Origin of the sequence: Actinomadura coerulea (genome assembly GCF_014208105.1) — a bacterium.
In the GTDB taxonomy this organism is placed as follows: Bacteria; Actinomycetota; Actinomycetes; order Streptosporangiales; family Streptosporangiaceae; genus Spirillospora; species Spirillospora coerulea.
The window spans coordinates 3,603,717-3,630,217 of record NZ_JACHMQ010000001.1; the positions used below are offsets into that span (position 1 = coordinate 3,603,717).

At 72.6% G+C, this 26,501-nt stretch carries 23 protein-coding genes; 9 read left to right on the forward strand and 14 right to left on the reverse strand.

Annotated features, from left to right (window positions below; all coding sequences use genetic code 11):
* Positions 1-51 precede the first annotated feature (51 nt).
* Complete coding sequence (locus BKA00_RS16555) at positions 52-318, forward strand: TFIIB-type zinc ribbon-containing protein (RefSeq protein WP_185026033.1); 267 nt, start codon at positions 52-54, stop codon at positions 316-318.
* 46 nt (positions 319-364) lie between these two features.
* Here BKA00_RS16555 and BKA00_RS16560 read toward each other — a convergent pair whose 3' ends face one another.
* Positions 365-2,920, reverse strand: coding sequence for a polynucleotide kinase-phosphatase (locus tag BKA00_RS16560; protein ID WP_185026035.1), 2,556 nt, complete (start codon positions 2,918-2,920; stop codon positions 365-367).
* Positions 2,917-4,350: a 3' terminal RNA ribose 2'-O-methyltransferase Hen1 gene (locus BKA00_RS16565; RefSeq protein WP_185026037.1), complete on the reverse strand. Its 1,434-nt coding sequence runs from the start codon at positions 4,348-4,350 to the stop codon at positions 2,917-2,919. The genes BKA00_RS16560 and BKA00_RS16565 overlap by 4 nt, the downstream gene beginning before the upstream one ends.
* Positions 4,351-4,456: 106 nt before the next feature.
* Here BKA00_RS16565 and BKA00_RS16570 point away from each other — a divergent pair, with 106 nt between their 5' ends.
* A complete protein-coding gene (locus BKA00_RS16570) occupies positions 4,457-5,287 on the forward strand; it encodes a TIGR02452 family protein (protein ID WP_185026038.1) in 831 nt (276 codons plus the stop codon).
* On the opposite strand, the gene BKA00_RS16575 is transcribed toward BKA00_RS16570, so the two are convergent.
* Entirely contained in the window at positions 5,284-6,036 is a 753-nt protein-coding gene (locus BKA00_RS16575) for a TetR/AcrR family transcriptional regulator C-terminal domain-containing protein (protein ID WP_230298724.1), read from the reverse strand. The genes BKA00_RS16570 and BKA00_RS16575 overlap by 4 nt on opposite strands.
* A 168-nt stretch (positions 6,037-6,204) precedes the next feature.
* Here BKA00_RS16575 and BKA00_RS16580 point away from each other — a divergent pair, with 168 nt between their 5' ends.
* Positions 6,205-7,911: an MFS transporter gene (locus BKA00_RS16580; protein ID WP_185026040.1), complete on the forward strand. Its 1,707-nt coding sequence runs from the start codon at positions 6,205-6,207 to the stop codon at positions 7,909-7,911.
* A gap of 56 nt (positions 7,912-7,967) precedes the next feature.
* Here the strand turns inward: BKA00_RS16580 and BKA00_RS16585 are convergent, their stop codons facing one another.
* Positions 7,968-8,894 (reverse strand): LLM class F420-dependent oxidoreductase, encoded by a 927-nt coding sequence (locus BKA00_RS16585; protein WP_185026042.1) that lies wholly within the window; start codon positions 8,892-8,894, stop codon positions 7,968-7,970.
* A gap of 58 nt (positions 8,895-8,952) precedes the next feature.
* Positions 8,953-9,588: a hypothetical protein gene (locus BKA00_RS16590; RefSeq protein WP_185026043.1), complete on the reverse strand. Its 636-nt coding sequence runs from the start codon at positions 9,586-9,588 to the stop codon at positions 8,953-8,955.
* A gap of 243 nt (positions 9,589-9,831) precedes the next feature.
* On the opposite strand from BKA00_RS16590, the gene BKA00_RS16595 reads away from it, so the two are divergent.
* On the forward strand, positions 9,832-10,863 hold the full coding sequence (locus tag BKA00_RS16595) for a glycoside hydrolase domain-containing protein (protein ID WP_185026045.1): 1,032 nt from the start codon (positions 9,832-9,834) through the stop codon (positions 10,861-10,863).
* A 1-nt stretch (position 10,864) separates the two neighbouring features.
* Here the strand turns inward: BKA00_RS16595 and BKA00_RS16600 are convergent, their stop codons facing one another.
* From BKA00_RS16600 to BKA00_RS16615, 4 genes are all read right to left on the reverse strand, one after another.
* Positions 10,865-12,040, reverse strand: a complete 1,176-nt coding sequence (locus BKA00_RS16600) for a GNAT family N-acetyltransferase (RefSeq protein ID WP_185026047.1) — start codon at positions 12,038-12,040, stop codon at positions 10,865-10,867.
* Between the two features lie 195 nt (positions 12,041-12,235).
* Positions 12,236-12,760, reverse strand: a complete 525-nt coding sequence (locus BKA00_RS16605) for a GNAT family N-acetyltransferase (RefSeq protein WP_185026049.1) — start codon at positions 12,758-12,760, stop codon at positions 12,236-12,238.
* 345 nt (positions 12,761-13,105) lie between these two features.
* Positions 13,106-14,443 carry a class I SAM-dependent RNA methyltransferase gene (locus BKA00_RS16610; protein WP_185026051.1) on the reverse strand — a complete coding sequence of 446 codons (1,338 nt, stop codon included), beginning with the start codon at positions 14,441-14,443 and terminating at the stop codon, positions 13,106-13,108.
* Positions 14,436-16,469, reverse strand: a complete 2,034-nt coding sequence (locus BKA00_RS16615) for an APC family permease (protein WP_185026053.1) — start codon at positions 16,467-16,469, stop codon at positions 14,436-14,438. The genes BKA00_RS16610 and BKA00_RS16615 overlap by 8 nt, the downstream gene beginning before the upstream one ends.
* 245 nt (positions 16,470-16,714) lie before the next feature.
* Here BKA00_RS16615 and BKA00_RS16620 point away from each other — a divergent pair, with 245 nt between their 5' ends.
* Positions 16,715-17,380 carry a potassium channel family protein gene (locus tag BKA00_RS16620; RefSeq protein WP_179836369.1) on the forward strand — a complete coding sequence of 222 codons (666 nt, stop codon included), beginning with the start codon at positions 16,715-16,717 and terminating at the stop codon, positions 17,378-17,380.
* Positions 17,380-18,039, forward strand: coding sequence for a potassium channel family protein (locus BKA00_RS16625; RefSeq protein ID WP_185026055.1), 660 nt, complete (start codon positions 17,380-17,382; stop codon positions 18,037-18,039). The genes BKA00_RS16620 and BKA00_RS16625 overlap by 1 nt, the downstream gene beginning before the upstream one ends.
* A 230-nt stretch (positions 18,040-18,269) precedes the next feature.
* On the opposite strand, the gene BKA00_RS16630 is transcribed toward BKA00_RS16625, so the two are convergent.
* Both BKA00_RS16630 and BKA00_RS16635 read right to left on the reverse strand, forming a co-directional pair.
* Positions 18,270-18,965 (reverse strand): DUF3159 domain-containing protein, encoded by a 696-nt coding sequence (locus BKA00_RS16630; protein WP_230298723.1) that lies wholly within the window; start codon positions 18,963-18,965, stop codon positions 18,270-18,272.
* A 28-nt stretch (positions 18,966-18,993) separates the two neighbouring features.
* Entirely contained in the window at positions 18,994-19,416 is a 423-nt protein-coding gene (locus BKA00_RS16635; RefSeq protein ID WP_420829686.1) for an OB-fold nucleic acid binding domain-containing protein, read from the reverse strand.
* Positions 19,417-19,556: 140 nt separating this feature from the next.
* Between BKA00_RS16635 and BKA00_RS16640 the strand changes: the two genes are divergently transcribed.
* Positions 19,557-21,035 carry an MFS transporter gene (locus tag BKA00_RS16640; protein ID WP_185026057.1) on the forward strand — a complete coding sequence of 493 codons (1,479 nt, stop codon included), beginning with the start codon at positions 19,557-19,559 and terminating at the stop codon, positions 21,033-21,035.
* A 62-nt stretch (positions 21,036-21,097) separates the two neighbouring features.
* On the opposite strand, the gene BKA00_RS16645 is transcribed toward BKA00_RS16640, so the two are convergent.
* The 3 genes from BKA00_RS16645 to BKA00_RS16655 form a co-directional block, all read right to left on the reverse strand.
* Positions 21,098-21,922 (reverse strand): hypothetical protein, encoded by an 825-nt coding sequence (locus BKA00_RS16645; protein ID WP_221493183.1) that lies wholly within the window; start codon positions 21,920-21,922, stop codon positions 21,098-21,100.
* A gap of 69 nt (positions 21,923-21,991) precedes the next feature.
* A complete protein-coding gene (locus tag BKA00_RS16650) occupies positions 21,992-23,347 on the reverse strand; it encodes an FtsX-like permease family protein (protein ID WP_185026059.1) in 1,356 nt (451 codons plus the stop codon).
* 1 nt (position 23,348) lies between these two features.
* Entirely contained in the window at positions 23,349-24,146 is a 798-nt protein-coding gene (locus BKA00_RS16655) for an ABC transporter ATP-binding protein (RefSeq protein WP_185026061.1), read from the reverse strand.
* 230 nt (positions 24,147-24,376) lie between these two features.
* Here BKA00_RS16655 and BKA00_RS16660 point away from each other — a divergent pair, with 230 nt between their 5' ends.
* Together BKA00_RS16660 and BKA00_RS16665 are read left to right on the forward strand one after the other, a co-directional pair.
* On the forward strand, positions 24,377-25,657 hold the full coding sequence (locus BKA00_RS16660; protein WP_185026063.1) for an ArsB/NhaD family transporter: 1,281 nt from the start codon (positions 24,377-24,379) through the stop codon (positions 25,655-25,657).
* A 73-nt stretch (positions 25,658-25,730) separates the two neighbouring features.
* The gene (locus BKA00_RS16665) at positions 25,731-26,390 is read left to right on the forward strand and encodes a PIG-L deacetylase family protein (RefSeq protein ID WP_420829716.1); all 660 of its coding nucleotides are present in this window, start codon (positions 25,731-25,733) and stop codon (positions 26,388-26,390) included.
* The last annotated feature ends 111 nt before the right edge of the window (positions 26,391-26,501 follow it).

Sequence of the window (26,501 nt, forward strand, 5' to 3'; positions counted from 1 at the left end):
TCCTACATTTAGCCTCTACCTGGGGATCCATACCGGAAGGACGACAAGGCGATGCACTGCCCTAAATGTCGTGGCGTGATGCGGACCTACACCCGCAGCGGCGTCCACATCGAGCAATGTGACAGCTGCCGGGGCATCTTCCTCGACTACGGCGAGCTCGAGGCCCTGGCGCAGATGGAGTCGCAGTACCGGGCGGCGCCTCCGCCCGCCGCGGCGCCCGGCTGGGGGACCCCCGCTCCGGCGGTCCACCACCATCACCACGGAGGGCACCACCGCCCGCACCACGGCGGCGTGTTCCACATGCTCTTCTCGACCTGACCGACGGCCACGGCCCGCCCGAGGGCGGGCCGTGGCGCGCGAACGGTCACAGACGCGGGTCCACCGGTTCGGACTCCAGCGCCAGGACGGCGAAGACCGCCTGGTGGACGCGCCACAGCGGCTCCCCGCCCGCGAGCCGGTCGAGGGCCTCGACGCCGAGCGCGTGCTCCCGCATCGCCAGGGACCGCTTGCGCCCGAGCGACCGGCGGCGCAGCCGTTCGAGGTGCTCGGGCTCGCGGTAGTCGGGCCCGTAGATGATGCGCAGGTACTCCGGCCCCCGGCACTTGATCCCGGGCTGCACCTTCGCGTCCTCCGGGAGCGGCCCCAGCGGCTTGACGACCATGCCTTCACCGCCCGCCGCGGTGAGCTTCTCCCACCACTCGGCGGCCTCTGCCTCCGACCGCGGCGACCCCAGGTCGACGGTCATCGACCCCGTCCGCTGGACGAGCCCGCTCGCGTCGCACTCCGCGAGCCGTCCCGCCACGGACATGTGCCACTCGTGGTCGCGCAGGACCGCCCAGGACCGGCCCTCCCCGGCGAGGACCTGGAACGGCGCGAAGCGCACGCCGCTCAGCCCGTCCACCGTCCAGCAGTAGCGCGCGTACGCGTCGCGGAACCGGAACGCGTTCGCGGTCCGCCGGTCGATGCGCTCGCGCAGGCCGCCGACGTCGAGCCCTCGCCCCTCCGCCCGCGCCAGCACGCCGGCCGCCACGGGCAGGGCGGCGCGCGCCGCCGCGCCGGTCGCCGCGTACTGGGTGCGGATGAGGTCCATCGCCTTCGCCGACCACGGCATCAGCTCGCCGTCGAGGACGAGCCATCCGGTGTCCAGTTCGTCCCAGAGCCCGGCCGCGCCGACGGCGGCGCGGAGCCGGTCCAGGACCTCGGCCGTGCGGGACGGGTCGCGGAAGAAGGAGCGCCCGGTGCGGGTGTAGACGGCGCCGGTCGTCCCGTCGTCCACGCCGAAGCGCTCGGCGGCCACCGAGGCGTCGCGGCACACGACCGCCACGGCGCGCGAGCCCATGTGCTTCTCCTCGCACACCGCGCGCAGCACGCCCTTGTCCCGGTACGCGGCGAGGGCCTCGGCCGGATGCTCCAGGTATCCCGGCAGGGGCGACGTCTCCGCGGGGGCCATGGTGGGCGGGAGGTAGACGAGCCAGCGCGGGTCCACCGCGAACCGGCTCATCACCTCCAGGGCGGCCAGCGCGTTCTCCTCCCGGACCGAGACGCGTCCCATCAGCCGGGTCTCGACACCCTGGTTCCCCAGGACGTCCCCGATGTTGAGGACGTCGTTCTCCCGGTGGCCGCCCGCGCTCGCCTTGGCCGGCGCCTCCAGCGGGCGCGTCGGCTCGTACCAGACCTGCCGCGCCGGAACCGACACCAGCTCGCGCTCCGGATACCGCAGCGCCGTCAGCTTCCCGCCGAACACCGCACCGGTGTCCAGGCAGATGGTGTTGTTCACCCACTCCGCCTCCGGGACGGGCGTGTGGCCGTACACGACCATCGCCTTGCCCCGGTAGTCGCGCGCCCACGGGTAGCGCACCGGCAGGCCGTACTCGTCGGTCTCCCCGGTGGTGTCGCCGTAGAGCGCGAACGAGCGGACCCGTCCGGACGCGCGGCCGTGGTAGTCCTCCTTGAGCCCGGCGTGCGCCACGACGAGGCGTCCGCCGTCCAGGACGTAGTGGCTGATGAGGCCGTCCATGAACCGCAGCGCGCCGTCGCGGAAGTCCTCGTCCTCGGCGGCGAGCTGCTCCAGCGACTCGGCGAGCCCGTGCGCGAGCCGCACCTTGCGCCCGCGCAGGGCCCGGACGAGCTTGGCCTCGTGGTTGCCCGAGACGCACAGCGCGTCGCCGGCGGCCACCATGCCCATCGCCAGGCGCAGCACGCCCGGGGAGTCGGGCCCGCGGTCGACCAGGTCGCCGACGAAGACGGCGGTCCGCCCACCGGGATGGCTCGCGCCGACCGCGCGTCCCCCCGCGTCCCGGAGGATCTCGTAGCCGAGGCCGGCGAGGAGGTCCTCCAGCTCCGCGCGGCAGCCGTGCACGTCGCCGACGACGTCGAACGGGCCGGTCAGGTCGCGCCTGTCGTTCCAGGCCTTCTCGTACCGGATCGTCGCGGCGTCGATCTCGTCGGCACCGGTCAGGACGTGGACGCGGCGGAACTCGCGGCCCAGCGACCGCAGGCCGCGCCGCAGCTCGCGGCGCTGGCGCGGGATGACGTGCGCGGGCAGGTCCCGGTCCGGGCGCCCCGCGTTGCGCTCGGCGGCGAGGCTCTCCGGTACGTCCAGCACGATCGCCGCCGACAGGACGTCGTGCTCCTTGGCCAGTTTGAGCAGCGACTCCCGCGCCTTGCTCTGCACGTTGGTCGCGTCCACCACGGTCAGCAGGCCGCGCCGCAGGCGCTTGCCCACGATGTAGTGCAGCAGGTCGAACGCGTCGCCGGTAGCCGACTGGTCGTTCTCGTCGTCCGACACGACCCCGCGGCAGAAGTCCGACGACACCACCTGGGTCGGCTTGAAGTGCTTGCGCGCGAAGTACGACTTGCCCGACCCGGACACGCCGACGAGCACGACGAGCCCCATCTCCGGGATCTTGATCTCGGTCATCGCGTGAACACTCCCATCTGCGTCGGGGCGCCGACCTCGGGGTCGTCGTCGCCGACGGGCACGTGGCGGACGCGGTAGCCGTGCTCGGCGGCGACCCGGTCCGCCCATGCGCGGAACTCGGGGCGCGTCCATTCGAAACGGTGGTCGGGGTGGCGCATCGCGCCGGGGGCCATCCCCTCGTAGCGGACGTTGTGCTCGGCGTTCGGCGTCGTGACGACCACGACGCGGGGCGAGGCGTGGCCGAACACGACCCGCTCGACGGCGCCGAGGCGCGGCGGGTCGACGTGCTCGATGACCTCCATCAGCACGGCCGCCTCGTACCCGCGGAAGCGTTCGTCGGCGTAGGTGAGCGCGCCCTGGAAGACGTCCTGGACGCGGTCGCTCTCGCGGCGCGGCTGCTTGTCCAGGCGCAGGCGGCGCGAGGCGTGGCCGAGCGCGCGGTGCGAGACGTCCGATCCGGAGATCTCGCTGAAGAACTCGTCCTTGGCCAGCCGCGCCAGCAGCTTCCCGGAACCGCAGCCGAGGTCGATGACCCGGCGGGCGTTTTCGTCGTGCAGCGCCTGCACCACCGACCGCAGGCGCAGCTCCGCGAGCGAGACGGACGCCTCCTCCGGCGCCGCCTCCGCCTGGCCGTCCTCGGCGGCGGGCGCCTCCTCCTCGACCTCCACCGGGTCGAGTTCCTCGTCGGAGGCGTCCTCGGCGTCGGCGAGGCGGCCCAGCGCGGACTGCACGAGGCTGCGCCGGTTGGCCAGGTACCGGCGCGTGATGGCGCCGCGATCGGGGTGCGCCGCCAGCCAGCCCTCCCCCGCCCGGATGAGCTTGTCGACCTCGTCGGGCGCCATCCAGTAGTGCTTGGCGTCGTCGAGGACCGGCAGCAGGACGTAAAGCTGGTTGAGGGCGTCGGCGAGCCGCAGCGTCCCGGTCAGGGTGAGGGTCACGTACCGGGAGTCGCCCCACTCGGGGAAGTCCGGGTCGAGCGGCACCGGCACGGCCGACACGTCCCAGCCGAGCGGAGCGAAGAACCGTTCGGCCTGGCCGGGCCCGCCCCGGCACGGGAGGGCGGGAAGCACGACCTCCAGCGGGATGGGCGTGTCCACCAGTTCGGGGCGCAGGTCGCAGCGTCCCCGCATGGCGGTGCGGAACACGTTCGCCATGGCCGACGCCAGCAGCGACGACGCCGCGTACGGGCGGTCGTTGACGTACTGGCCGAGGGAGAAGTCGGGCGTGCCTCTGCCGCGCGTGCGCACGAGTTGCACCGGGTCGACGTCCAGCAGCAGCGCCGCCGTGCAGCGCTGCTCCTCCGCGTCCGGGTAGAAGACGTGCGCCGTGCCGTAGGCCTGCTCGAAGCGCTGCACCCGGCCCGGATGCTTGTGCAGGAGGAACCCCAGGTCGGTCGCCTGGCTCATCGTCGTGGTGATCGTCAGAAGCACGCCCCAAGTGTGGCCGAACCCGCCGAACACCCCCATCCATTTTCCGGAACTCCGGACTTAATGGGTTTGCACCCGGGTTCGCCCGACCAGCAGAATCCGGAGCGACATGAGCAGACACCCCCGCCGCATGACCGCCCAGGAGACCGTGGCCATCCTCGAACGCGGCGACTACGCCGCGCCGTCCGGCCGCGCCGTCTCGATCGCGGACGACCTGGCCGAGGCCGTCCGGCGCACCGTCCTCTACCGGCCGGGCGAGCTGGACACCCTGCTGAAGCGGCTTCCATCGGCCGACCCCGGCACGCGGACGCGGATCGAGGTGACCGGCGAGACCACGCTCGCCGCCGCGCGGCGGCTGCGCGCCCCCGGGACGACGCCGCTCGCGCTCAACTTCGCCTCCGCGAAGAACCCGGGCGGCGGCTTCCTGAACGGGGCGCACGCCCAGGAGGAGGGGCTGGCGCGCTCGTCGGGCCTGTACGAGTCGCTGCTGTCGGCCAGGGAGTACTACGACTTCCACCGCGCCCAGGGAGACCTCCTCTACAGCGACCACATGATCTACTCGCCGGACGTGCCGGTGTTCCGGGACGACTCCGGGCGGCTTCTGGAGGAGCCCTACGGCGTCACGTTCCTGACGTCGCCGGCCCCGAACCGCGGCGCGATCAGGGACGCCGCCAAGGCCGAGCGGGTTCCCGCGGCGCTGCGGCTGCGCGCCCGCAAGGTCCTCGCCGTGGCGCTGGCCAACGGGCACACCCGGCTCGTCCTCGGCGCCTGGGGCTGCGGAGTGTTCCGCAACGACCCGGCCGAGGTCGCCGAGGTGTTCGCCGAGGCGCTGCGTCCGGGCGGAGAGTTCGCCGACCGGTTCGAGCACGTGGTCTTCGCCGTCTGGGACACCGCCGACGGCGCTCCCAGGCACGCGGCCTTCGAGCGCGTCTTCGCCTAACCGTCCTTCTCGGGACGGGACGGCTCCTCGACGTACGAGGCGATCCCCCGGACGAGCATGTCGAGGCCGAACTCGAAGCGCCCGTCGCCGTCCTCCCCCGTGAGCTCGTCCACCATGCCGGAGATCGTCGGGTAGCGGTCCTTGGGCAGGGCGGCGAAGTACTCGCGGATCTGATCGAGGTACGTCTGGAAGTACGTCCACGGGTCGCCCGCCCCCGGGGGCGTCTTGGCGTGGTGCATCGTGTCCTCGATGGCGTCGGCGTCGAGGAACATGCCGAGGGTGCTGACGGCGAGCCCGGCGATCCGCTTCGGAACGCCGCCGGCCTCCATGAGCGCGAGCTGCGCCTCGGCGACGTCCAGCAGGTGGGGCCCGGTGGGGATGAGCGACATCGACACCACCGCGATGTCGCGGTGCGAGGTGTAGACGCGGCGGATCTCGCGCGCCAGGTCCTTCAGCTGCTCCTGCCAGCGCGCCGGGTCGGGGACGGGGAGCCGGATCTCGGCGGCCACCCGGTCGAGCATCAGCTCGCGCAGCTCCTCCTTGCCGGAGACGTGGGCGTACAGGGACGCCGCACCCGTGCCGAGCTCCTGCGCGACGCGGCGCATGGTCACGGCCTCCAGCCCCTCGGCGTCCAGGACGCGGATCGCCGTCTCGACGACGAGCTCCTGCGTGAGCGGCTGCCGGGCGGGCACCGCCCTGCGCGGCCTGCGGCCGGGCGGCGTCGGCATCTGCGGGCCTTCGGTGGCCACCTCAGGACCTCCCCAATCTCGCGATGCATCTTGACTGACGCGAATCGCGATATATCTTCTCTACTAGAGAGAGGATTCCTCGTCTACGAACATCGTACTTGACACGAACATCGTTCGCCCATAGAACATTGTTCGCAAGTAACGAACACTGTTCCCCCCGGAGTGACCATGACCGACACACTGACCTCTCCCGCCCGGGGCGCCGCGGACGGCGGCTACCGCTGGCGCTGGGTCGCCCTGTTCGTGATCCTCGCCGGCGAGGTCATGGACATGCTGGACGCCCTGATCACCGCCATCGCGGCCCCCACGATCCGCGCCGAGCTCGGCGGGTCGGCCGCCACCATCCAGTGGCTCGCCGCCTCCTACACCCTCGCCATGGCCGTCGGGCTCATCACCGGCGGGCGCCTCGGCGACCTCTACGGACGCAAGCGGATGTTCCTCGTCGGCGCGGCCGGCTTCACGGTCGGCTCGCTGCTGTGCGGCATCGCCGGCTCCCCCGGGATGCTGGTCGGCGCCCGCGGCGTGCAGGGCCTGTTCGGCGCGCTGATGCTGCCGCAGGGCATCGGGATGATCAAGCAGATGTTCTCGGAGAAGGAGATGGGCGCGGCGTTCGCCATGTTCGGTCCCGTCATGGGGCTGTCGTCGGTCGGCGGCCCGGTGCTGGCCGGCTGGCTGATCGACGCCGACCTGTTCGGCACCGGCTGGCGGATGATCTTCCTGATCAACCTGCCGCTGGGCGCCGCCGCCGTCCTGGCGGGGCTGAGGTTCCTTCCCGAGGGCCGCGCCGAGCACGCCTCCCGGCTCGACCTCACCGGCGCGGCCCTGGCCTCCCTCGGCGCCGGGCTGCTGGTCTACCCCCTCGTCCAGGGCCGCGAGCACGACTGGCCCGCCTGGACGTTCGCCATGATCGCCGCCTCGCTCGCCGTGTGGGGCGTGTTCGCCTGGTACGAGACCCGCAAGCAGCGTCTCGGCGGCGACCCGCTGATCGTGCCGAGCCTGTTCCGCAAGCGCGGCTTCACCGGCGGCCTCGTCGTCGGCCTCGTGTTCTTCTCCGGCGTCGCCGGCCTCGGCCTGGTGCTCGCGCTGTTCTTCCAGCTCGGGCTGGGCTACTCCCCGCTCAAGGCGGGTCTCGCGCAGATCCCCTGGTCCGTCGGCATCGTCCTCGGGTTCGGCCTCATGCAGGCCGTCCAGGGCCTCGGCCGCAAGGTGATCCACGCGGGCGCCGTCATCATGGCCGCCGGGATCGCCGGGCTGTACTTCACGCTCCGGTACGCCGGGATCGACGTCACCCCCTGGCAGCTCATCCCCGCCCTGACCGTCACCGGGATCGGCATGGGCCTGCTGATGGGGCCCTTCTTCGACACCGTGCTGGCGGGCGTCGAACCCGAGGAGACCGGCTCGGCGGGCGGCACGCTCACCGCCGTCCAGCAGCTCGGCAGCGCGCTCGGCGCGGCCGTCCTCGGCACCGTCTTCTTCGGCCTGCTCGGCGGGTACGTCGCGTCCGCCGCCGACGACGGGGCCGCCGCCCTGCGCCGCGACCTCGCCGCCGCGTCCGTCCCGGCCGCGCAGCGGGACCGCGTCGTTGACGGCATGCGCGACTGCGGCCGCGACCGCGCCACCGCCAAGGACGCCGCCGCCGTGCCCGCCTCGTGCCGCCGCCTCCAGGACGACGTCGAGGCCGCCGTCGCCGCCGCGCCGCGGTCGGCGCCCGCCGTCCAGAAGGCGGTCGCCGGGGCCGGCGAGCACGCCGCCAAGGTCGGGTTCGGCGACGCCATGAAGTTCACGCTTTGGGTCGAGGTCGGGCTCCTCGGCCTGACCTTCCTGGTGACGTTCCTGCTGCCGAAGCACGCGCGCCCGCAGGAGGAAACCGCCTGACGCGGCTCGCGGGGCCGCGCCCAGGGGGCTCCCCGGGGCGCGGGCCCCGCTCGTCGTCAGAGCTTGCTCATGACCTCGGAGGCCAGCAGCTCCACGTGCTCCAGGTCGCTCATGTCGAGGACCTGCAGATAGATGCACTCCGCGCCCAGCTCGCCGAACCGGCCGATCTTGTCGACCAGCTCCTGCGGGGTGCCGGCGAGCCCGTTCTCGCGCAGCTCCGGCACCGCGCGCCCGATGGCGTCGGCGCGGCGCCCCAGCTCCGCCTCGTCCCGCCCGCAGCACACGACCTGCGCGGCCGAGTACACCAGCGGCCTCGTCCGGCCCGCCTCGGCGACCGCCGCGCGGACCCGGTCGAACGCGCCGCCGGTGTCCTCGACCTGGTGGAACGGGACGTTGTACTCGTCGGCGTAGCGGGCGGCGAGCCGCGGCGTCCGCTTCGCCCCGACGCCGCCGATGATGATCGGCGGCCCGCCCGGGCGCACCGGCTTGGGCAGCGCCGGCGATCCGCTCAGGGTGTAGTGCTCCCCGCTGAAGGAGAAAGTCTCGCCGGACGGCGTCCCCCACAGCCCGGTGAGGATCTGCAACTGCTCCTCAAGCCGATCGAAGCGCTCGCCGAGGCTCGGGAACGGGATGCCGTAGGCGGTGTGCTCCTCCTCGAACCACCCCGTCCCGAGCCCCAGGTCGACGCGCCCGCCGCTCATCTGGTCGACCTGCGCCACGGAGATCGCCAACGGCCCCGGGTAGCGGAACGTTCCCGCCGTCACCAGCGTGCCGAGCCTGATCCGGCTGGTCTCCCGCGCCAGCGCGCCCAAGGTGATCCACGAGTCGGTCGGGCCCGGCTCGCCCGAGACGTCCCCCATCTTGACGAAGTGGTCGGAGCGGAAGAACGCGTCGAAGCCGAGCTCCTCGGCCGCCTTCGCGACGGCGAGCTGTGTCTCATACGTCGCCCCCTGCTGGGGCTCGGTGAAGATTCGAAGTCGCATGTCCCCATCCTCGTACGGACCGGACGGCGACGGCGCGGCGGGTCAGCCCCGCTGGACGTCACCGCGAAAGAGCCACCCTCCGCACCGCCGCCGGCTTCCTGACGGCGGGCTTCTTCACAGCGGGCTTCTTCTCCACCGGCTTCTTCTCCACCGGCTCCTTGGCCTCCGGCTTCTTTCCGCCCGGGTTCTTCGGTGCCGCCTTGGAGGGGGCGTGGCCGAGGTGGGCGGACCTGACGACGCGGACGGCCGGGAACGTGCGCTCCGTGTGCGCCCTGCCCCACGTCACGGTCCCGTGCAGGCGGATCGTCTGACCGGGCCTGGCGTCCCCCGACACCTTGGTCTTGATCGCGCCGGTCACGGTCCGGCCCTTCCGCACGGCGCCGAGGTCGCACTCGACCGTCCACCCGGCGGCCGCGCAGCCCCTGGTCCCCGAGACGAACGCCAGCGATCGCGGCAGCGTCGTCCTGAACACCGCCTTGCCGGACTCGCCCGGCCCCTTGGCGGTCATCTTGAACGTCCACTCGTAGATGCGTCCCGGCACGACGGCACTCGCGGGGCCGTCCGTGCGAAGCGCCACACCCGCGGCCTGCTTGCCGTGCTGCCTGGGTTTCGGCTTCGGGTCGGGCCCGTCGGCCTGCGCCGCGGCGGGCAGGAGCACGCCCCCCAGCAACGGCGCGGCGATCGCCAGCGCCATGCCCTGAACCCTCAACGTCCGGATCACTATGAACCCCCGTGGCCTGCGGTTTTCTGATGGTCACCGTCCGTTCTAGTGATCCGGAGACGCGCCCGCCAACGCCGCGTCGGCGTGTCGTCACGCAGGGCGACTCTTGACCGTCCACCCCCTTACGGACGGTCAACCTCCGCAATCTCCTGCGCCCCAAAGACAAAGCCTGTTAAATCGCCAAGACCCCGACGATCCCCGACACATGGAGCTGACATGGCCGTCTTCGGCGTCGACTACGCGTGGGGCCGCCCCGGCGCGTCCGCGCTGGAACGCGCCGGGGCGAAGTTCGCGTGCCGCTACCTGTCGCACGACACGACCGGCAAGAACCTGACCCGCGAGGAGGCCCGCGAGTTGTCCGCCGCGGGCATCTGGCTGGTGGTCGTGTGGGAGTCGACCGCCAAGCGCCCCCTCGCCGGCCGGTCCGCCGGCGCCGCCGACGCCCGCGCCGCCGACGCCCAGGCCAGGGCGTGCGGCATGCCGGACGACCGGCCCATCTACTTCGCCGCCGACTGGGACGCCACCTCCGGGCAGCAGGACGAGATCAACGCCTACCTGGACGGCGCGGCGAGCGTCCTCGGCCGGGACCGGGTCGGCCTCTACGGCGGCTACGGCCCGGTCAAGCGCGCCTTCGACGCCAAGAAGATCACGTTCGGGTGGCAGACGTACGCCTGGTCGGGCGGCAGGTGGGACGCCCGCGCCCAGCTCCAGCAGTACTCCAACGACCACACCATCAACGGCGTCGGCGTCGACTACGACCGCGGCGTCAAGAGCGACTACGGGCAGTGGCGCGTCGGCGTCTCGCCCGAGGGAGAGGACGACATGCCCGACTACGTGTCCGTCGGCACCGGTGGCGACCACCAGGAACTTCCTCCCGGCAAGTGGACCGAGGTCACCTGGAGCAAGGAGTACTCCGACAAGGAGCACCAGCACAACGACCCGGGCGGCCCCAGCCTGCTGACCGGATCGGCCCGCTACAGCCTGTCGGTGAGCGCGGCGCTGAGCGGCGTCCCCGCGGGCACGCTCATCCAGGCCCGGGTGATCGAGGTGGCGGACGGCGACGCGTCCGACTACCAGATCGGCCCCGTCCAGGACTTCATCTCCGTCGGCGACGTCACCAACCTCGTCTACGGCCTCGCCGCCGACACCGTCGAGGCGGGCAAGCGGGTGCGCTTCCAGCTCCTCCACCAGGGCGCCGCCGCCGCGACGATCGCCAAGGCCAGTGCCAAGGTCTTCTTCTGGCGGTGACTCAGAAGTCGTCGTTGATGTAGGGCGCCAGAGGCACGGCCAGCGCGGCCTCCAGGCGCGCGGCCGCACCGGGCGTGTGCTCGGTGACGGCGCCGATCCGGACCAGCGTGACCGGGCTCTGCCCGCCCAGGTAGACGGCCGCGAGGTCGGCCGCGCTCAGGCTCAGGTCCGGGGGCCCGGAGGCCGGTTCGCAACCAGGCGCCGCGCCGGTCGTGAGGCGCCAGCGGCCGGAGTTCGCCGGGATGCGCGGGTCCTCGATCTCCAGGACGAAGGCGTCCTCGGTGGCCCAGGAGCGGGCGCGAAGAGAGGTCGGCACGTCGATCAACCGCAGCCAGAGGGCGCCGAACTCCTTTTTGACAGTGACCCGGTCGGGGTCGGCGACCATGTGCGGCAGCAGATCGTCCACCGGACGGCCCAGCGCCTCGATGCGGGACGTCAGGTCGATCGACGCCAGGAACTCCCAGAGCGCGGCCTCCACCTGCGGGGTGTCGGCGACGAGGTCGACCACCCTGACCGTCCCCTCGCGGACCCGGTAGACCACGTAGCCGGCGGGATGGACGACGATGCGCGGCGCGGTGTAACCGGGCGAGTCCCGGTCGACCGGCCGCAGGATCGCCTTGGCCCACCATTCGGGATCGCGCACGAGTCCGCCCGGGCGCAGCGAGCGCCGGTGGATCGGATCGACCAGCTCAGGCGCGGACGCGGCGTCGACGAGCCGCAGAGGCCGATCGTCAGGGGTCGTGCGGAACTCCAGCGGACGCGACGTCGTCACTTCCAGGTCGATCGCCCGCGTGGCCAGCCCGAACCCGTACCGGCCGTAGATGGCGCCCTGCGACGCCCAGAGCGCGGCCACCGGACGCCCCGCCGCGATGGCGTCGGAGTCCATCCGGTCCATCATGGACGTGAGGATTCCTCTGCGCCGATGCGTGGGCAGCACCCCGACGAACGTGACCGCCGAGCAGTCGAGCACAGCGCCCGGGACCGCGAGCCGCATCGGCATGGCCGCGAGCTGCCCGACCCTCGTGTCGCCGTCATAGGCGCCGATCCGCTCGGCACGGGTGAGCGGCCACCCCTCCCGCTCACGGTCGGCGTCCTCCATGGGCAGGTGGAACACCATCCCGGCGAAGTCGACCATCAGCGCGGCGTCGGCCTCCGGCACGTCCCTGATCTCGATCACGCTTCCACGCTAACCCGACCCGCAACCCATTTTCCGAGGTCAGCCACACACCGCGCGTCCTGCCGGAATCGCGGATCCTCAATCCACGCGACTTCCCCAGACCGGCAGCCCGGCCGGACGCCCCTCCCGCCTGCGATCAGGCTGAGAAGCCGACACGACCCGGCGCCCCGGCCGTGTACGAGCGTCGCGGGTGCTTCACAAGTGGTGTGGTGCAACTCCGCCGAGATGCTTGACCAGGAACCGCGCGGGATCGACTACTTCATGGCGGGTCCCATGGTCGTCGATGTAGTGGTACCGATCGAGGTAGCGGCAGCCGGTCTCCTGGTAGCCGAGTCGCAGGTAGAGAGCGGCTGCGCGCTGGTTGTGGTCGTCCACGCCCAGCCCGATCTGGTCGTGGCCGCGTTGGCGGACGAGGTCTTCGGCCGCGTCGATGATGGCGCTTCCGATGCCCTGGGACCTCAGTTCGGGCGGCCAGATCCCCAGGCCGTTGAGCTCGGGGCAGTTCGGATGCCGCTGCCTCACTTCAGGAGCGGCGCAGCCGTGCCACAGGATCTGCGCCGTTCCGACGGGAACGGTCTCGGCCCAGGCGATCAGGAACGTGGTGAGACCGCGCTGTTGCTGCTCGAACCGTGCCGCGTGCCTCCTGGTCCGGCCAGGCGAGGGGATGCGGGACTCCAGCAGCTCAAGATCTTCCTCCCTGCACTCTCGGATACTGACCATCTGCCAAGCCCTTTCTGGACGTCGCCCCGCAAGACCGCGCGAACACCCCGGCTTACGGCCCCCCGAATGCGGGGGACGTTTCGTCATACCAGAAATGCCGGTGATCTCCGACTGTGCGGCCTCAGCCCAGCGTCCGCTCGGCTGCGACAGGACGACCGGGCTCGTCGACTTGCGGCGTGTTGCCCCTCTGCGAGCCCTCATAAGGGCAACACGCCGCAACTCAACGCCAGGCACCAACCGGCTCGGCGGCCGAGGGCTGCTCGGCCCAGCCGGACGACCTGGGCGGGCGCTGATAAGGGCAACACGCCGCTGGTCGACGTTGGGTGTTGGTGGCTGGGGGTTTGGTCAGCCTCTTACCAGGACGGCCAGGCACTCTACGTGGTGGGTCATGGGGAAGGCGTCGAAGGCTCGGAAGGACTCCAGGGTCCAGCCGCGTTCGCTGAAGTAGGCGAGGTCGCGGGCCAGGGTGGCCGGGTCGCAGGAGACGTAGGCGATCTTGCGGCCGGCGAGGCGGGTGATGTGGTCGACGGCCTCGCGGCCCGCGCCGGTGCGGGGCGGGTCGAGGACGACGAGGTCGGCCTTGCGGACCCGGGCTCCGCCGTGGTGGCCGGTGCCGCGCTTGTTCTGCGTGCGCGAGCCCGAGGACGCGCGGCCGAACTCCAGGTCGGCGATGACCTCCTCGACGGGGCCGCGCTCGATCGAGACGTTCGGGAGGTCGCGCAGGTTGAAGCGGGCGTCGCGGACGGCCTGGCCGTCGGACTCGACGCCGACGACGAGGCCCTCGTCGCCGACACGGTCGGCGAGGACCCCGGCGAACAGGCCGACGCCGCAGTACAGGTCGAGGGCGATGTCGCCGGGCTTCGGTTCGAGGGCGTCCAGGACGGCGTCGGCGAGCAGTTGCGCCGCGCCCGGGTGCACCTGCCAGAAGCCGCTGCCGCTGACCTGGTAGAGCCGCCCGGAGACCTCCTCGCGCACGTACGGGAGGCCGGAGCCCGGTTCGGGCTTGCCGCGCACGAGCCGGACCGGCACGTCCAGCCGCGGGACGCGGATCTTGCGGCGGTCGCGGCCGCGCAGCACGACGAGGCGGTCGCCCGTGCTCGCCGAGACCACGCCCTCGACACCGGACGCGCCCGGCCAGCGCTTGCGCTCGATGCCCATCAGCTCCACGCCGGGGTGGGCGATCAGGCACTCGTCCACGGGCTCGATGTCGTGCGACCGGTGCTTGCGCAGGCCGACGACGCCGGAGGAGACCGAGAACTGGACGCGGGTGCGCCAGCCGAGACCCGGCGGCGGCGTCACCTCGCCGTCGACCGGGTACGGGACCTCCTCGACGACGACCGTGCGGGTGATCCCGGCGAGCCGCTCCAGCTGCTCCTGCACGACCGCGGCCTTCAGGGCCCGCTGGGCGGGCAGCGAGGCGTGCTGCCAGTCGCAGCCGCCGCACCTGCCGGGCCCCGCGAACGGGCACGGCTCCGGCACCCGGTCGGGGGACGCCTTGATGATCTCCACGGCGTCGGCGCGGAGGAAGTTCTTGGTGCGGTCGGTGACGCGGGCCCTCACCCGTTCGCCGGGCAGGGCGTGCCGGACGAAGACCACGCGCCCCTCGTGCCGGGCGACGCAGAAACCGCCGTTGGCGACGTTGCCGACCTCCAGTTCGAGGACGTCGGGTTCGAGTTCAGTCACGGTCCGAAACACTACCGGCACCGGGGCGTGCCCCGGTCCGCGGCGGGCGCCGGGACGAGCCGGGGCCGGGCGGCTCGGTGCGCCCCTTGAGCCGGTCGGAGGACTGCAGCTGCCACGCGACGCTCGTCACCATCACGCCCGGCTGGAACAGCAGCCGCCCCTTCAGCCGCAGCGCGCTCTGGTTGTGCAGGAGCTGCTCCCACCAGTGGCCGACGACGTACTCGGGGATGAACACGGTGACGACGTCGCGGGGGCTCTTGCGCCGGACGCTCTTGACGTAGGACAGCACCGGCCGCGTGATCTCCCGGTACGGCGAGTCGAGGATCTTCAGCGGGACGGGGATGTCGAGGGCGTCCCACTCCTGCTGGAGCCGCTGCGACTCCTCGGCGTCCACCGCCACGGTCACCGCCTCCAGCGTGGACGGGCGGGTGGCGCGGGCGTAGGCCAGGGCCCGCAGCGTCGGCTTGTGGATCTTGGAGACGAGCACGATGCCGTGGTTGCGGGCGGGCAGCGCGACGTCCTCGCCGGAGGGCACCAGCTCCGCGGCGACCCGGTCGTAGTGCCGCCTGATCCCCTTCATCAGCAGGTACAGCAGCGGCATCGCGATGCAGACGATGTAGGCGCCGAGCGCGAACTTGGTGATCAGCACGACGACCAGGACGATGCCGGTGAGGGTGGCGCCGAAGGCGTTGATCCCGCGGGAGGTGCGCATCCGGCGGCGCTGCGCCGCGTCCGGCTCGGAGGCGAGGAGGCGGTTCCAGTGCCGGACCATGCCGACCTGGCTGACGGTGAACGACACGAACACGCCGACGGTGTACAGCGGGATGAGCCGGCTGACGGACGCGTCGTAGGCGTAGATCAGCAGCCCGGCCATGGTGGCGAGGATGATGATGCCGTTGCTGTAGGCGAGCCGGTCGCCGCGGGTGTGCAGCTGGCGGGGCAGGTAGCGGTTGTGCGCGAGCACCGAGCCGAGCACCGGGAACCCGTTGAACGCGGTGTTGGCGGCGAGGAACAGGATCAGCGCGGTCATCGCGGTGACGAGGGCGAACCCGGGGGTGAAGTTGCTGAACACCGTGTGCGCGACCTGCGCGATCACCGGGTCGGCGTCGGTCACGGGCTTGCCGGTGGACGGGTCGATCAGCTGGCTGCCCTGGTCGGGCTCGGCGAACTTGGCGTCGGTGATGTAGGCGAACGCGGTCACGCCGCCGAACAGCGTCATCGCGACGAGCCCGAGCATCAGCAGGGTCGTGGCGGCGTTCTCGCCCTTGGGCTTCTTGAACGCGGGCACGCCGTTGCTGATCGCCTCGACGCCGGTCAGCGCGGCGCAGCCGGAGGAGAAGGCCCGCAGCAGCAGGAACACCAGGGCGAACCCGCCGAGGCCCATCTCGTCGCCGCGGACCTCGTAGTGCGCCGTCTCGGCCTGCAGCTCGGTGCCCGAGGCCAGCCGGACCAGGCCCCACGCCAGCATGCCGAAGACCGCGAACATGAACAGGTAGGTGGGGATCGCGAAGGCGAACCCGGCCTCCTTGAGACCGCGCAGGTTCCCGAGGGTGAGCAGCACGACGATGACGATCGCGACGGCGACCTCGTGCGGCTGCATGAACTTCAGCAGGGCGCCGAGGTTCTCCACCCCCGACGACACCGACACCGCCACGGTGAGGACGTAGTCGACCAGCAGCGCGCTGGCCACCACGACGCCCCAGTTGCCGCCGAGGTTGGTGGTGGCGACCTCGAAGTCGCCGCCGCCGCTCTGGTAGGCCCGGACGTTCTGCCGGTAGGAGGCGACCACGGTCAGCAGGATGATCACGACGGCCGCGGCGATCCACGGGGTGTAGTGGTACATCACGAGACCGCCGGCGCCGAGGGCGAGGAGGATCTCCTGCGGGGCGTAGGCGACCGACGACAGCGCGTCGCTCGCGAACACGGGCAGCGCGATGCGTTTCTTCAGCAGCTGTTCGTGCTGCTGAGCACTGCTCAGCGCGCGGCCGAGGAGGAGCCGCTTCGCGAGGTCCGGAACCTTTGACACGCAACGAGACTCTAGCCCCTGCGGGGCGCCGCGCGGCGCCCGGCCGCCCCCCGCCGGGCGGGCGCCTCGCCGCCCCGGCGGATAGCTGGTTGAGTAGTACTCGCCTGGGCGGATGTGTAGGTTTGCAGCCCGCAGGGATCATTCACAGGAAACGGTCCTCGGGCGCGGCGCGGTGTCGGCGGCGAATGCCGTGCCCGGCGCGGGGGGTACAGGGGGAGCGTCCCCCTACGGAAGAGGGAACGGCCGTGCATATCGTGATCATGGGATGCGGGCGGGTCGGCTCGACGCTCGCCCACATCCTGGAGGACAAGGGTCACTCGGTGGCCATCATCGACCAGAGCCCGGAGGCGTTCCGCCGGCTGCGCAGCGGGTTCCGGGGCCGCCGCATCACCGGGTTCGGGTTCGACCGCGAGGTCATCGCCGAGGCGGGCATCGAGCGCGCGTCGGCGTTCGTGGCCGTCAGCAGCGGCGACAACTCCAACATCATCTCCGCGCGGGTGGCGCGCGAGACGTTCGGGGTCGACAACGTGGTGGCCCGGATCTACGACCCGCGCCGGGCGGAGGTCTACCAGCGCCTCGGCATCCCCACGGTCGCGACCGTGCGGTGGACGGCCGACCAGATCCTGCGCCGCCTGCTCCCCGAGGGCGCCGAGCCGCTGTGGCGCGACCCGACCGGCGCGGTCGTCCTCGCCGAGCTGGACTCCGGCCACCTGTGGGTGGGAGAGAAGGTCGGCGAGCTGGAGGAGCACGCGGGGACCCGGGTGGCGTTCCTGTCCCGGATGGGCGAGGCGCTCGTCCCCGAGCGGGACACCGTGATCCAGGACGGCGACATCGTGCACATCATGGCGGGGGCCGACGACCTGGAGCGTGTCAACGCCGCGGTCGCGGCACGGAACGGGGAGGACGCGTGATGCGGGTCGCGATCGCCGGGGCCGGCGCGGTGGGCCGGTCCATCGCCCAGGAGCTGCTGGAGAACGGGCACGAGGTGCTCCTGATCGACAAGAGCCCGAAGGCCATCAAGGTGGAGATGGTGCCGCGCGCGGAGTGGCTGCTCGCCGACGCGTGCGAGATCGCCGCGCTGGACGACGCCGCGCTGGAGCGCTGCCAGGTGGTGGTCGCCTCCTCCGGCGACGACAAGGTCAACCTGGTGGTGTCGCTGCTCGCCAAGACCGAGTACGGGGTTCCGCGCGTGGTGGCGCGGATCAACCACCCGAACAACGAGTGGCTGTTCAACGAGTCGTGGGGCGTGGACGTCGCGGTCTCCACGCCGCGGCTGCTGTCGGCTCTGGTGGAGGAGGCCGTCAGCGTCGGCGACCTCGTCCGGCTGATGACGTTCCGGCAGGGCGAGGCCAACCTGGTGGAGCTGACGCTCCCCGAGGACGCGCCCCTCGGCGGCGAGCGCGTCGGGTCGGTGGCCTGGCCGCGCGACACCGCCCTGGTGGCGATCCTGCGCGAGGGCCGGGTGCTGGTGCCCACGTCCGACGACACCCTGGAGCCGGGCGACGAGCTCATGTTCGTGGCCAGCCAGGACGTGGAAGACGAACTCGCCGAGCTCCTCGGCGGCAGATAGCCCGCACTTCCGGCATTTCTCTCCTCCTTCGGGCCTGGCGGCCCTCCATCGTCGAGAAACGCGGGCGATCGCTGGCATCGCTCCGTCTCGCCTTGCGGCTCGCTGCGCGATCAGGTTCTTGCTTCGCTCGAACCTGCCTTGGGACGCGATCGCAACCATGGGGTCGTCGCCTGGTTGCGCTGCTGGCTGAGGTAGGCGCGCTGGTAGGGAGCCAGGCGGGAGATAGGGCTCTACGCAGGTTTTTCGCTCTTGGCCGGGCCCCCGGGGGTTATCGGGGTTCGGCCGCGGGCGAGGAGCCAGGCCATGGCGGCCAGCGCGGCGACCTGGAGCGGCCAGCCCATCGCGATCTTGGCGGTGCCGAGCAGGCCGCTCTGGTCGCCGTCCGCGAGGTAGATCGGGTACTGGACGGCGACGCGCACGACGCAGGGCAGCACGAGCAGCCAGGTGAGCCGGGAGCACAGCCGGACGATCCCGGGGTCGGCCCGCCAGGCGGTCGGGTCGCCGGTGACCGATCCGATGATGAAGCCGACGACCGGCCAGCGCACCGCGATCGAGAAGATCATCGCGGCGCCGTAGCCGGCGTTCAGCAGGATGCCGGGCAGGAAGGCGTTCTCGGCCTTGCCCGAGCGCAGCGCGAAGAACGCGGCGATGGCGATGCCGAACAGGCTGTTCAGGACGAACTGCGGGCTGGAGCGCTGCGCGAGCCGGACGAGCAGGAGCAGCACCGCGGCGCCGACCCCGGCGCCGACGGCGAGCTTGACGTCCTTGGCGGCGACGTAGGTCCCGGTGAAGGCGATCGTCGGCACCGCCGCCTCGACCATGCCGCGCACGCCGCCGAGCGCCTTGTTGAGCTGGGCGCGCACGGCCGCCTCGACGGTGTCGTGCGCGGCGGTCTCCCGCGCGGTGCCCGTTTCCGTTTCGCTCACGTCGCTCTCCCGGCGGCTCGCCGCGGCCTCACGCGCCGCCGCGCAGCTCGTATCGCGGATTGAACATGACCTTGCGCCCGTCCTGCTCGCTCACCAGTCCCTCGGCGCGCAGCCGGCGCCCCGGATCGATCCCGGCGATCTTGCGGCGGCCGAGCCAGACCAGGTTGATCACGTCGGTGCCGTCGTAGAGCTCGGCTTCCAGGGCGGGTGCGCCGCCCCGGGGACGGAGTGTCACGGTACGTAGCGTACCCGCCACGCAGTGCCGCTTGCGCGCGGCGCAGTCGGTGATCGGCGTCGCGCCCTCGTCGCCGGTGGTCTTCTGCAGTTCCTCGGCCTCGAGCTCGGCCTTGGTGGACGCCATGCGCCGCAGGAAGCGCCGCAGCCCGCCCTTGCCGCGCTCGCGCCCGCGGGGCCCCGCCCCGGGCGAAGTGCTGGCCGAAACCTCGTCCATACCTCGAAGCGTATGGCATCCCCGGACGAAGCGGACCCCTTGCCCCGCCGCCGGATCTACCCCGTCCCGATGTGGAATGAAGCATTCCGTTCTGCTATTATCGGAACAGAGCATTCCGCTCCGCGATGGAAGGACGGACCATGACCGCCACCCTCGAAACCCCGGCCCCCGCGGCCGGGACGGCGCGCCCCGGCGACGGCGCGGCACCGGCCCCGCGCCGCTGGCTCGGCCTGTCGGCGATCCTGGCCGCCACGCTGCTGAACCTGCTCGACTCCACGGTGGTGAACGTGGCCGCGCCCGCGATCCGCGCGGACCTCGGCGGCTCTTTCTCCGCGCTCCAGTGGACGGCCGCCGGCTACACGCTCGCCCTCGCGGTGGCGCTGCTGACCGGCGGTCGGCTCGGCGACATGTTCGGACGGCGGCCCGTGCTGCTGGTGGGCGCGGCCGCGTTCACGGTGATGTCGGTGGCGTGCGCGTTCGCCTGGTCGCCGGAGAGCCTGATCGCCGCCCGGGTCGCGCAGGGCCTGTGCGCCGCGGTGATGATCCCGCAGGGCTTCGGGCTGATCCGCGACCTGTTCGGCTCGGACACCGGCACGGCGTTCGCCCTGTTCGGGCCGGTGATCGGGCTGGCCACGATCCTCGGCCCGGTGGTGGCGGGCCTGCTGGTCGACGCCGACCTGTTCGGCACCGGCTGGCGCGCGATCTTCCTGGTGAACGTGCCGGTCGGCGTCTACGCGCTGGTCGCGGGCGTCCGGGCGCTGCCCGCGCCGGCGTCCGCCGACCGCTCGGGCGGTCTGGACGTCACCGGGATGCTGCTCGGCGGCCTCGGCATGAGCATGCTGGTCCACCCGCTCGTCCAGGGCCGCGAGCTGGGCTGGCCCGCCTGGTCGCTGGCGCTGCTCGCCGGCTCGGTCCCCGTCCTCGCCCTGTTCGCCCTGCACCAGCTGCGCCGCACCCGCCGGGGGCGGGTCCCCCTGCTCAAGCTGAGCGTGTTCGCCAACCGCGCCTACGGCTCCGGTGTCCTGTTCGTCGTCGTCTTCTTCGGCGCGATCGCCGGGTTCTCCCTCGCGACCGGCCTGTTCCTCCAGCTGGGCCTCGGATACACGCCGCTGGCCGCGAGCCTGGCGATGTCGTCCTGGGCGGTCGGCGCGTTCGCCGGGTCGGCGTTCAGCGGCATGACGATGGCCAGGCTGGGCCGCAGGATCCTGCACCTCGGCCTGGTGCTCATGGTCGCCGGGCTGGCCGCCCTCTACGCGGTGTTCGAGGCCGCCGGGACGGGCGTCGGCGGCTGGCACCTGGCGGCGCCGCTGCTGCTGTTCGGCGCCGGCATGGGCATGATCTTCGTCCCGCTGTTCGACGTGATCGTGGCGGGCATCGCCGACCACGAGGTGGGGTCCGGTTCGGCCGCTCTGGAATCGGTCCAGCAGCTCGGCGCGTCGCTCGGGGTCGCGGTCCTCGGCACGGTCTTCTTCGGGGCGATCGGCGCCCCGGCGGCCGGACGGTTCGCCGCTCCGGCAGCGCTGGAGGCCGCGAAGCAGGTCACCGCCCTGACCGCCGGGCTCACCGCCGCCGCGTTCCTGGTCGCCTTCCTCCTCCCCCGCCGCGCCCGCGCGCACTGACCCCTCCCCGCCGAACCCGCCGTCCGCGAAGGGCGGCGGGTTCGGCGTTGGCGGGGCAGGGCTCAGGCCGCGGCGAAGCGGATCGCGGAGACCGCGATGACCAGGGCCGCCACCGCCCAGTAGGCGCCGGAGGCGAGGGCGACGGCCCGGACGCGGCGCGCCTCGGGCAGGGCGGTGAACGTGAGCAGCCAGGCCAGCAGCGGCAGGACGAGGATCGCGTGCATGGTCACGAAGTGCGCGGGCTTCAGCGCGGCGACGACGTGGTAGGCGGCCCGCTGGTCGCCGGACCGCACCGTCGCGACGCCGCGGGCGATCATCGCCGCGCCGGAGGCCAGCGCGAGCATCAGCGCGGCGAAGCCGGACCGGACGGCCAGCCGCATGCTCGGCGCGGCGTCCTCGTCGCGGCGGAAGGCGGCGACCGCGAGCACGGCCAGCGTGACGACCAGGACGCCGCCGCCGGCCGCGAGCATCCGGGTGACGACCGTGTCGAACGCGGTCTCCTCGTTGAAGTGGGACGGCACCCTGCGCCAGGCCTGAAGGGTGATGAGGGAGACCTCCGCGACGCAGTCGGCGGCGAACACGCCGAGGATCGCGTTCCGCGCGCGGTCGCCCAGCCGGACGAACGCGCCGACCCACGCGATGGTGACGAGCGTCAGGCCGAACGAGAGCCCGAAGGTGACGGGCTTCCGCCACGACACCGGTCCCGTCCAGGGGCCGCCGTCCACGGCGAACACGACCAGGTGCAGCAGCCCCGAGGCGATGAGCGCCGCCCCGGCGGCGTAGGCGGCGCGCTCGACCCGGCGGCCCGCCGTCCAGAACGCCCCCAGGCCCCGGACGGCGGCCGCCACCGGAAACCCGCCGCCCGAAGCCCGCACCGATCCCGCCATGCCCGCCTCCGAAATGAGTGAGTGCTCACCCAGTATGGGCGAGCACCCACGCGAAGACAAGCCGGGCGGTCAGCGAAGGGCCGCCTCCACGGCGGGGACGCGGATCGCGCGGCGGGTGGCGGCCCAGGTCGTGGCGCCGGTCAGGGCGGCGGCGAGCGCGACGACCGCGAGGTAGGTCCACGCGTTCCCGGCCGGGACGGCGGAGTCGCGGCGGGCCAGGCCGAAGGGGACGATCGTGAAGACGGAGGCGACGGTTCCGCAGACCACGCCGGTCACCGTCAGCACAGCCGACTCCAGCGCCACCGCGGCGAGCACCTGGCTCGGGGTCGCGCCGGCGAGCCGTGTCTGGCCGAACTCGCGGCGCCGGTGCGCGGTCGCCGCCACCAGCGTGTTGACCAGCATGATCGCCGTGAACAGCACCACCATGCCGATGACGACGAAGTTGAGCGTCTCGATGCTCTTCTGCTCAGCCGTCTTGGCCAGCCCGGCGGCCTCCATCGCCGCGTTCTCGGTGGCCTGGAGGTAGAGCGTCCCGACGGCGGTGCCGACGAACAGGATGACCGGGGTGACCGCGGACGCCAGCGCGCCCGTCCGGCGCCGCATGGTGGCGGCCGCCAGCTCGCCGGCCGCGCCGAACGCGCGCAGCGGCCCGGCCAGCAGGGCCGTCGCCCGTCGCATGATCGCCGGAGCCAGCAGCGCCAGCCCGATCGCGGCGAGGATGTCGGCCTGCCCGGACGTCGCCATCACGTCGCTGCCCTTGCCGTCCATCAGCGTGACCGTGATGACCGCCTCGTCCAGTGCCAGCAGCAGGAACAGGACCGCGAAGACGATGCGCTTCCTGCTCAGCCTCCCGGTGTCCACCGCCGCGGACCGCATCGAGTCGGCGACCCCGGCGCGGGTGGCGCGCCGGGCGGTGATCAGCGCGGCGGCGGTCGCGGAGACCGTCGTGATGCCGATCCCCATCGACAGCGCGACCGGGCCGAAGCTGTGGCCGATCTCCGCGGGCACCTGGCCCGTGTCGTGCAGCAGGCCGAGCACGCCCCGGCCGGCCAGCATCCCGGGGACGATCGCGAGCAGCGCCGCGGCCACCGCCAGCCCGGCCGCCTCGCCGACGATCATCCGGGCGAGCTGCGCCGGGGTCGCGCCGACGCTCTTGAGCAGCGCGATCTCCGAGGCCCGCTGCCGCACCGAGAGGGTCAGCGTGGAGGTCACCGCGAACACCACGAGCAGCAGCCCCCAGCCGCCGACGACGTTCGCCATGATGACCAGCGTGCTCTGGGCCTCCCCGGTCGCGCCGCCCGACGCGGCGGTGTCCAGCATCGAGGCGAACGCCATGATGATCGTCGAGCCGAGGAACAGGGCGAGGAAGCTCGCCGTGAACGCGCCCGCGCGCCTGCGCAGGGAACCGATCGCCAATGCGAACATGTCACGCCCCCGCCGTCATGCGCTGGCGCTCGACCTCGTCGGCCAGGTGCGTCATCCGCTCAGCGACGGACTCGGCGGTCGGCGCGGGCTGGTGGCCGACGATCCGCCCGTCGGCCAGGTACAGCACGGCGTCGGCGAAGGACGCGGCGACGGGGTCGTGGGTCACCATCACCACCGTCTGCCCGAACGCGGCCACCGACTCGCGCAGCAGGCCGAGCACGTCGCGGGCGCTGCGGGTGTCGAGCGCGCCGGTCGGCTCGTCCGCGAACAGCACCCGCGGCCGGGTGAGCAGCGCCCGCGCGATCGCCACCCGCTGCTGCTGCCCGCCGGACAGCTCCGCGGGCAGGTGCCCGAGCCGCTCGCCGAGGCCCACCCGCCCGAGGACGGCCCGCGCCCGGTCCTTGTCCACCTTGCGGCCGGCGAGCTTCAGGGGGAGCACCGTGTTCTGCATGACCGACAGCGTCGGCAGCAGGTTGAACTGCTGGAAGACGAAGCCGATCCGCTCCCGCCGGAACTTCGTCAGCTCCGCCTCCCCGTCGCCCGTCAGCTCCGCGCCGTCGACGAAGACGCGGCCCCCGGTGGGACGGTCCAGGCCCGCGGCGCACTGGAGCAGCGTGCTCTTGCCGGACCCGGAGGGGCCCATGACCGCGGTGAACGACCCGGTCGGCAGCGACAGCGACACACCGTCCAGCGCGACGACCCGGTTGCCCTCGGGGCCGTACACCCGGCGCACGTCCTCCAGCCGGAGCGCCTCACCCGGCGTCCGCTGCCCCGGTTCCGGTCCCCTGCGTCCGAACATCGTCCTCACCTCCGCCCGGCGCCCCCTCGCGGGGCGCCTCCGGGACACGAAGCTACGGAAGCGCGGGCCCGCCGAGGATGGGTCCAGCACTCCGATCGGGGTAGGCAAAACCCCACCATCGCCCGGCCCCGGTGCCGCCCGCGGCGTGCCGGGACGGCTAGAGTCGCCCGTGGTGCGCCGGGAAGTCTGGTCGGCAGGTCCCGTCATCCGCATGCCGTCCGGGAGGTTCCGTGCAGGCCACCGCCGCGGTCGTCATCTTCGTCTGCGCGTACGTGCTGATCGCGTCGGAGAAGGTGCCCCGGACGGCGGTGGCGCTCGGCGGCGCGGGCCTGATGCTCCTGCTGCACGTCACCGACGCCGAGGCCGCGTTCTTCTCCTCCGAGTCCGGGATCGACTGGAACGTCGTCTTCCTGCTGCTCGGCATGATGGTCATCGTCTCGGTGCTGCGCCGGACGGGCCTGTTCGAGTACGTGGCGATCTGGGCCGCGAAACGCGCGCGGGGGCGCCCCTACCGGCTCATGGTGATGCTGGTCGTGCTCACGGCGGCGGCGTCCGCGCTGCTGGACAACGTCACCACCGTCCTGCTGATCGCGCCCGTCACGTTCCTCGTCTGCGAGCGGCTCGCCCTCGCGCCCGAGCCGTACCTCATCGCCGAGGTCATGGCGTCCAACATCGGCGGGACCGCGACCCTCGTCGGCGACCCGCCCAACATCATCATCGCCAGCCGGGGCGGGCTGTCGTTCAACGACTTCCTGGTCCACCTGGCCCCGCTGGTCGTGGTGCTGGTCATCGTGTTCTGCGCGCTGTGCCGGTGGCTGTTCCGCTCGGCGTTCCGCTACGACCCGGAGCTGGCCGCCGAGGTCATGGAGCTGAAGGAGCGGGAGGCCATCACCGACCGGCGCCTGCTCGCGCAGGGGCTCGCCGTCCTCGCCGTCGTGATCGCGGCGTTCGTGCTGCACCCCGTCCTGCACTACGAGCCGTCCGTGGTGGCGCTGCTCGGCGCCGGGCTGCTCGTCGCCGCGACCAGGGTGACCACCGAGGAGGCCCTCAGCGAGGTCGAGTGGCCCACGCTGGTGTTCTTCGCCGGCCTGTTCGTCATGGTCGGGGGGCTCGTCGAGACCGGCGTCATCGGCGAGATCTCCAGGGCCGCGGCGGACGCCACCGACGGCCGCATCGGCGTGGCCGCGATGCTGCTGCTGTGGGCGTCCGCCGGGCTGTCGGCGATCGTGGACAACATCCCCTACGTGGCGACGATGAGCCCGATCGTCTCCGACCTCGTCCAGCAGCACCCCGGCACGGACGGGCACGTGCTGTGGTGGGCCCTCGCCCTCGGCGCCGACCTCGGCGGGAACGCCACCGCCGTCGGGGCCAGCGCCAACGTGGTCGTCCTCGGCATCGCCGCCCGCAACGGCACGCCCATCAGCTTCTGGCGCTTCACCCGGTACGGCATCGTCGTCACCCTCGTGACGGTCGCCCTGGCGACCCCGTACCTGTGGCTCCGCTACCTGTGACGATCACCGCCCCGTCCGGGAGGATGGGGGGATGGACGAGGTACCTGAGGACTGGGAACGCGCGCTCGCGATCGTGGCGCACCCCGACGACCTGGAGTACGGGACGTCGGCGGCGGTCGCCAAGTGGACGGGCCAGGGCAAGACCGTGACGGAGGTGCTGGCCACACGCGGGGAGGCCGGGATCGACTCGATGGACCCCGGCGAGGTGCGGCGGATCCGCAGCGCCGAGCAGGTCGAGGCGGCGCGGATCGTCGGCGTCCGCGAGGTCGAGTTCCTCGACCTGCCCGACGGCACGCTGGAGTACGGGCTGCCGCTGCGGCGGACGCTCGCCGCGGCGATCCGGCGGCACCGGCCCGAGGTGGTGCTGTCCATCAACTTCCGCGAGACCTTCCCCGGCGGCGGCTTCAACATGGCCGACCACCGGGTGCTCGGCCTCGCGGTCGCGGACGCGGTCCGGGACGCGGCCAACCGGTGGGTGTTCCGCGACCTCGGCCTCGAACCGTGGCAGGGCGTCCGGTTCGCGCTGTTCGGCGGGTCGCCGCAGCCCACCCACTACGTGGACGTCACCGGCCACCTGCGGGCCGGCATCGACTCGCTGCTCGCGCACCGCGTGTACTTCGCCGGCCTCGGCGCCGGGTTCGACGCCGAGGCTTTCCTCACCGGCGTGGCCGAGGAGGGCGGGAGGCAGGCGGGCGTCGAGCACGCGATGACGTTCGAGATGATCGAGAGTTAGCGGCGGGCGTTGGGCCGCCTGCCCTTGTTGTGCTTGCTCCGCTTGCGGGCCCGGCGTTTGCGCGTCTTCTTGGACATGCCCCGATTGACGGCCCGCGGGCCGGTGCATGGC

Excerpts from the sequence above, each read along its gene's own strand:
- BKA00_RS16625 (WP_185026055.1), top strand. The coding sequence starts at position 17,380 with ATGCGGGTCGCGATCGCCGGGGCCGGCGCGGTGGGCCGGTCCATCGCC.
- BKA00_RS16580 (WP_185026040.1), top strand. The coding sequence starts at position 6,205 with ATGACCGACACACTGACCTCTCCCGCCCGGGGCGCCGCGGACGGCGGC.
- BKA00_RS16640 (WP_185026057.1), top strand. The coding sequence starts at position 19,557 with ATGACCGCCACCCTCGAAACCCCGGCCCCCGCGGCCGGGACGGCGCGC.
- BKA00_RS16645 (WP_221493183.1), bottom strand. The coding sequence starts at position 21,922 with ATGGCGGGATCGGTGCGGGCTTCGGGCGGCGGGTTTCCGGTGGCGGCC.
- BKA00_RS16570 (WP_185026038.1), top strand. The coding sequence starts at position 4,457 with ATGAGCAGACACCCCCGCCGCATGACCGCCCAGGAGACCGTGGCCATC.
- BKA00_RS16650 (WP_185026059.1), bottom strand. The coding sequence starts at position 23,347 with ATGTTCGCATTGGCGATCGGTTCCCTGCGCAGGCGCGCGGGCGCGTTC.
- BKA00_RS16585 (WP_185026042.1), bottom strand. The coding sequence starts at position 8,894 with ATGCGACTTCGAATCTTCACCGAGCCCCAGCAGGGGGCGACGTATGAG.
- BKA00_RS16560 (WP_185026035.1), bottom strand. The coding sequence starts at position 2,920 with ATGACCGAGATCAAGATCCCGGAGATGGGGCTCGTCGTGCTCGTCGGC.
- BKA00_RS16655 (WP_185026061.1), bottom strand. The coding sequence starts at position 24,146 with ATGTTCGGACGCAGGGGACCGGAACCGGGGCAGCGGACGCCGGGTGAG.
- BKA00_RS16605 (WP_185026049.1), bottom strand. The coding sequence starts at position 12,760 with ATGGTCAGTATCCGAGAGTGCAGGGAGGAAGATCTTGAGCTGCTGGAG.
- BKA00_RS16595 (WP_185026045.1), top strand. The coding sequence starts at position 9,832 with ATGGCCGTCTTCGGCGTCGACTACGCGTGGGGCCGCCCCGGCGCGTCC.
- BKA00_RS16635 (WP_420829686.1), bottom strand. The coding sequence starts at position 19,416 with ATGGACGAGGTTTCGGCCAGCACTTCGCCCGGGGCGGGGCCCCGCGGG.
- BKA00_RS16555 (WP_185026033.1), top strand. The coding sequence starts at position 52 with ATGCACTGCCCTAAATGTCGTGGCGTGATGCGGACCTACACCCGCAGC.
- BKA00_RS16590 (WP_185026043.1), bottom strand. The coding sequence starts at position 9,588 with ATGGCGCTGGCGATCGCCGCGCCGTTGCTGGGGGGCGTGCTCCTGCCC.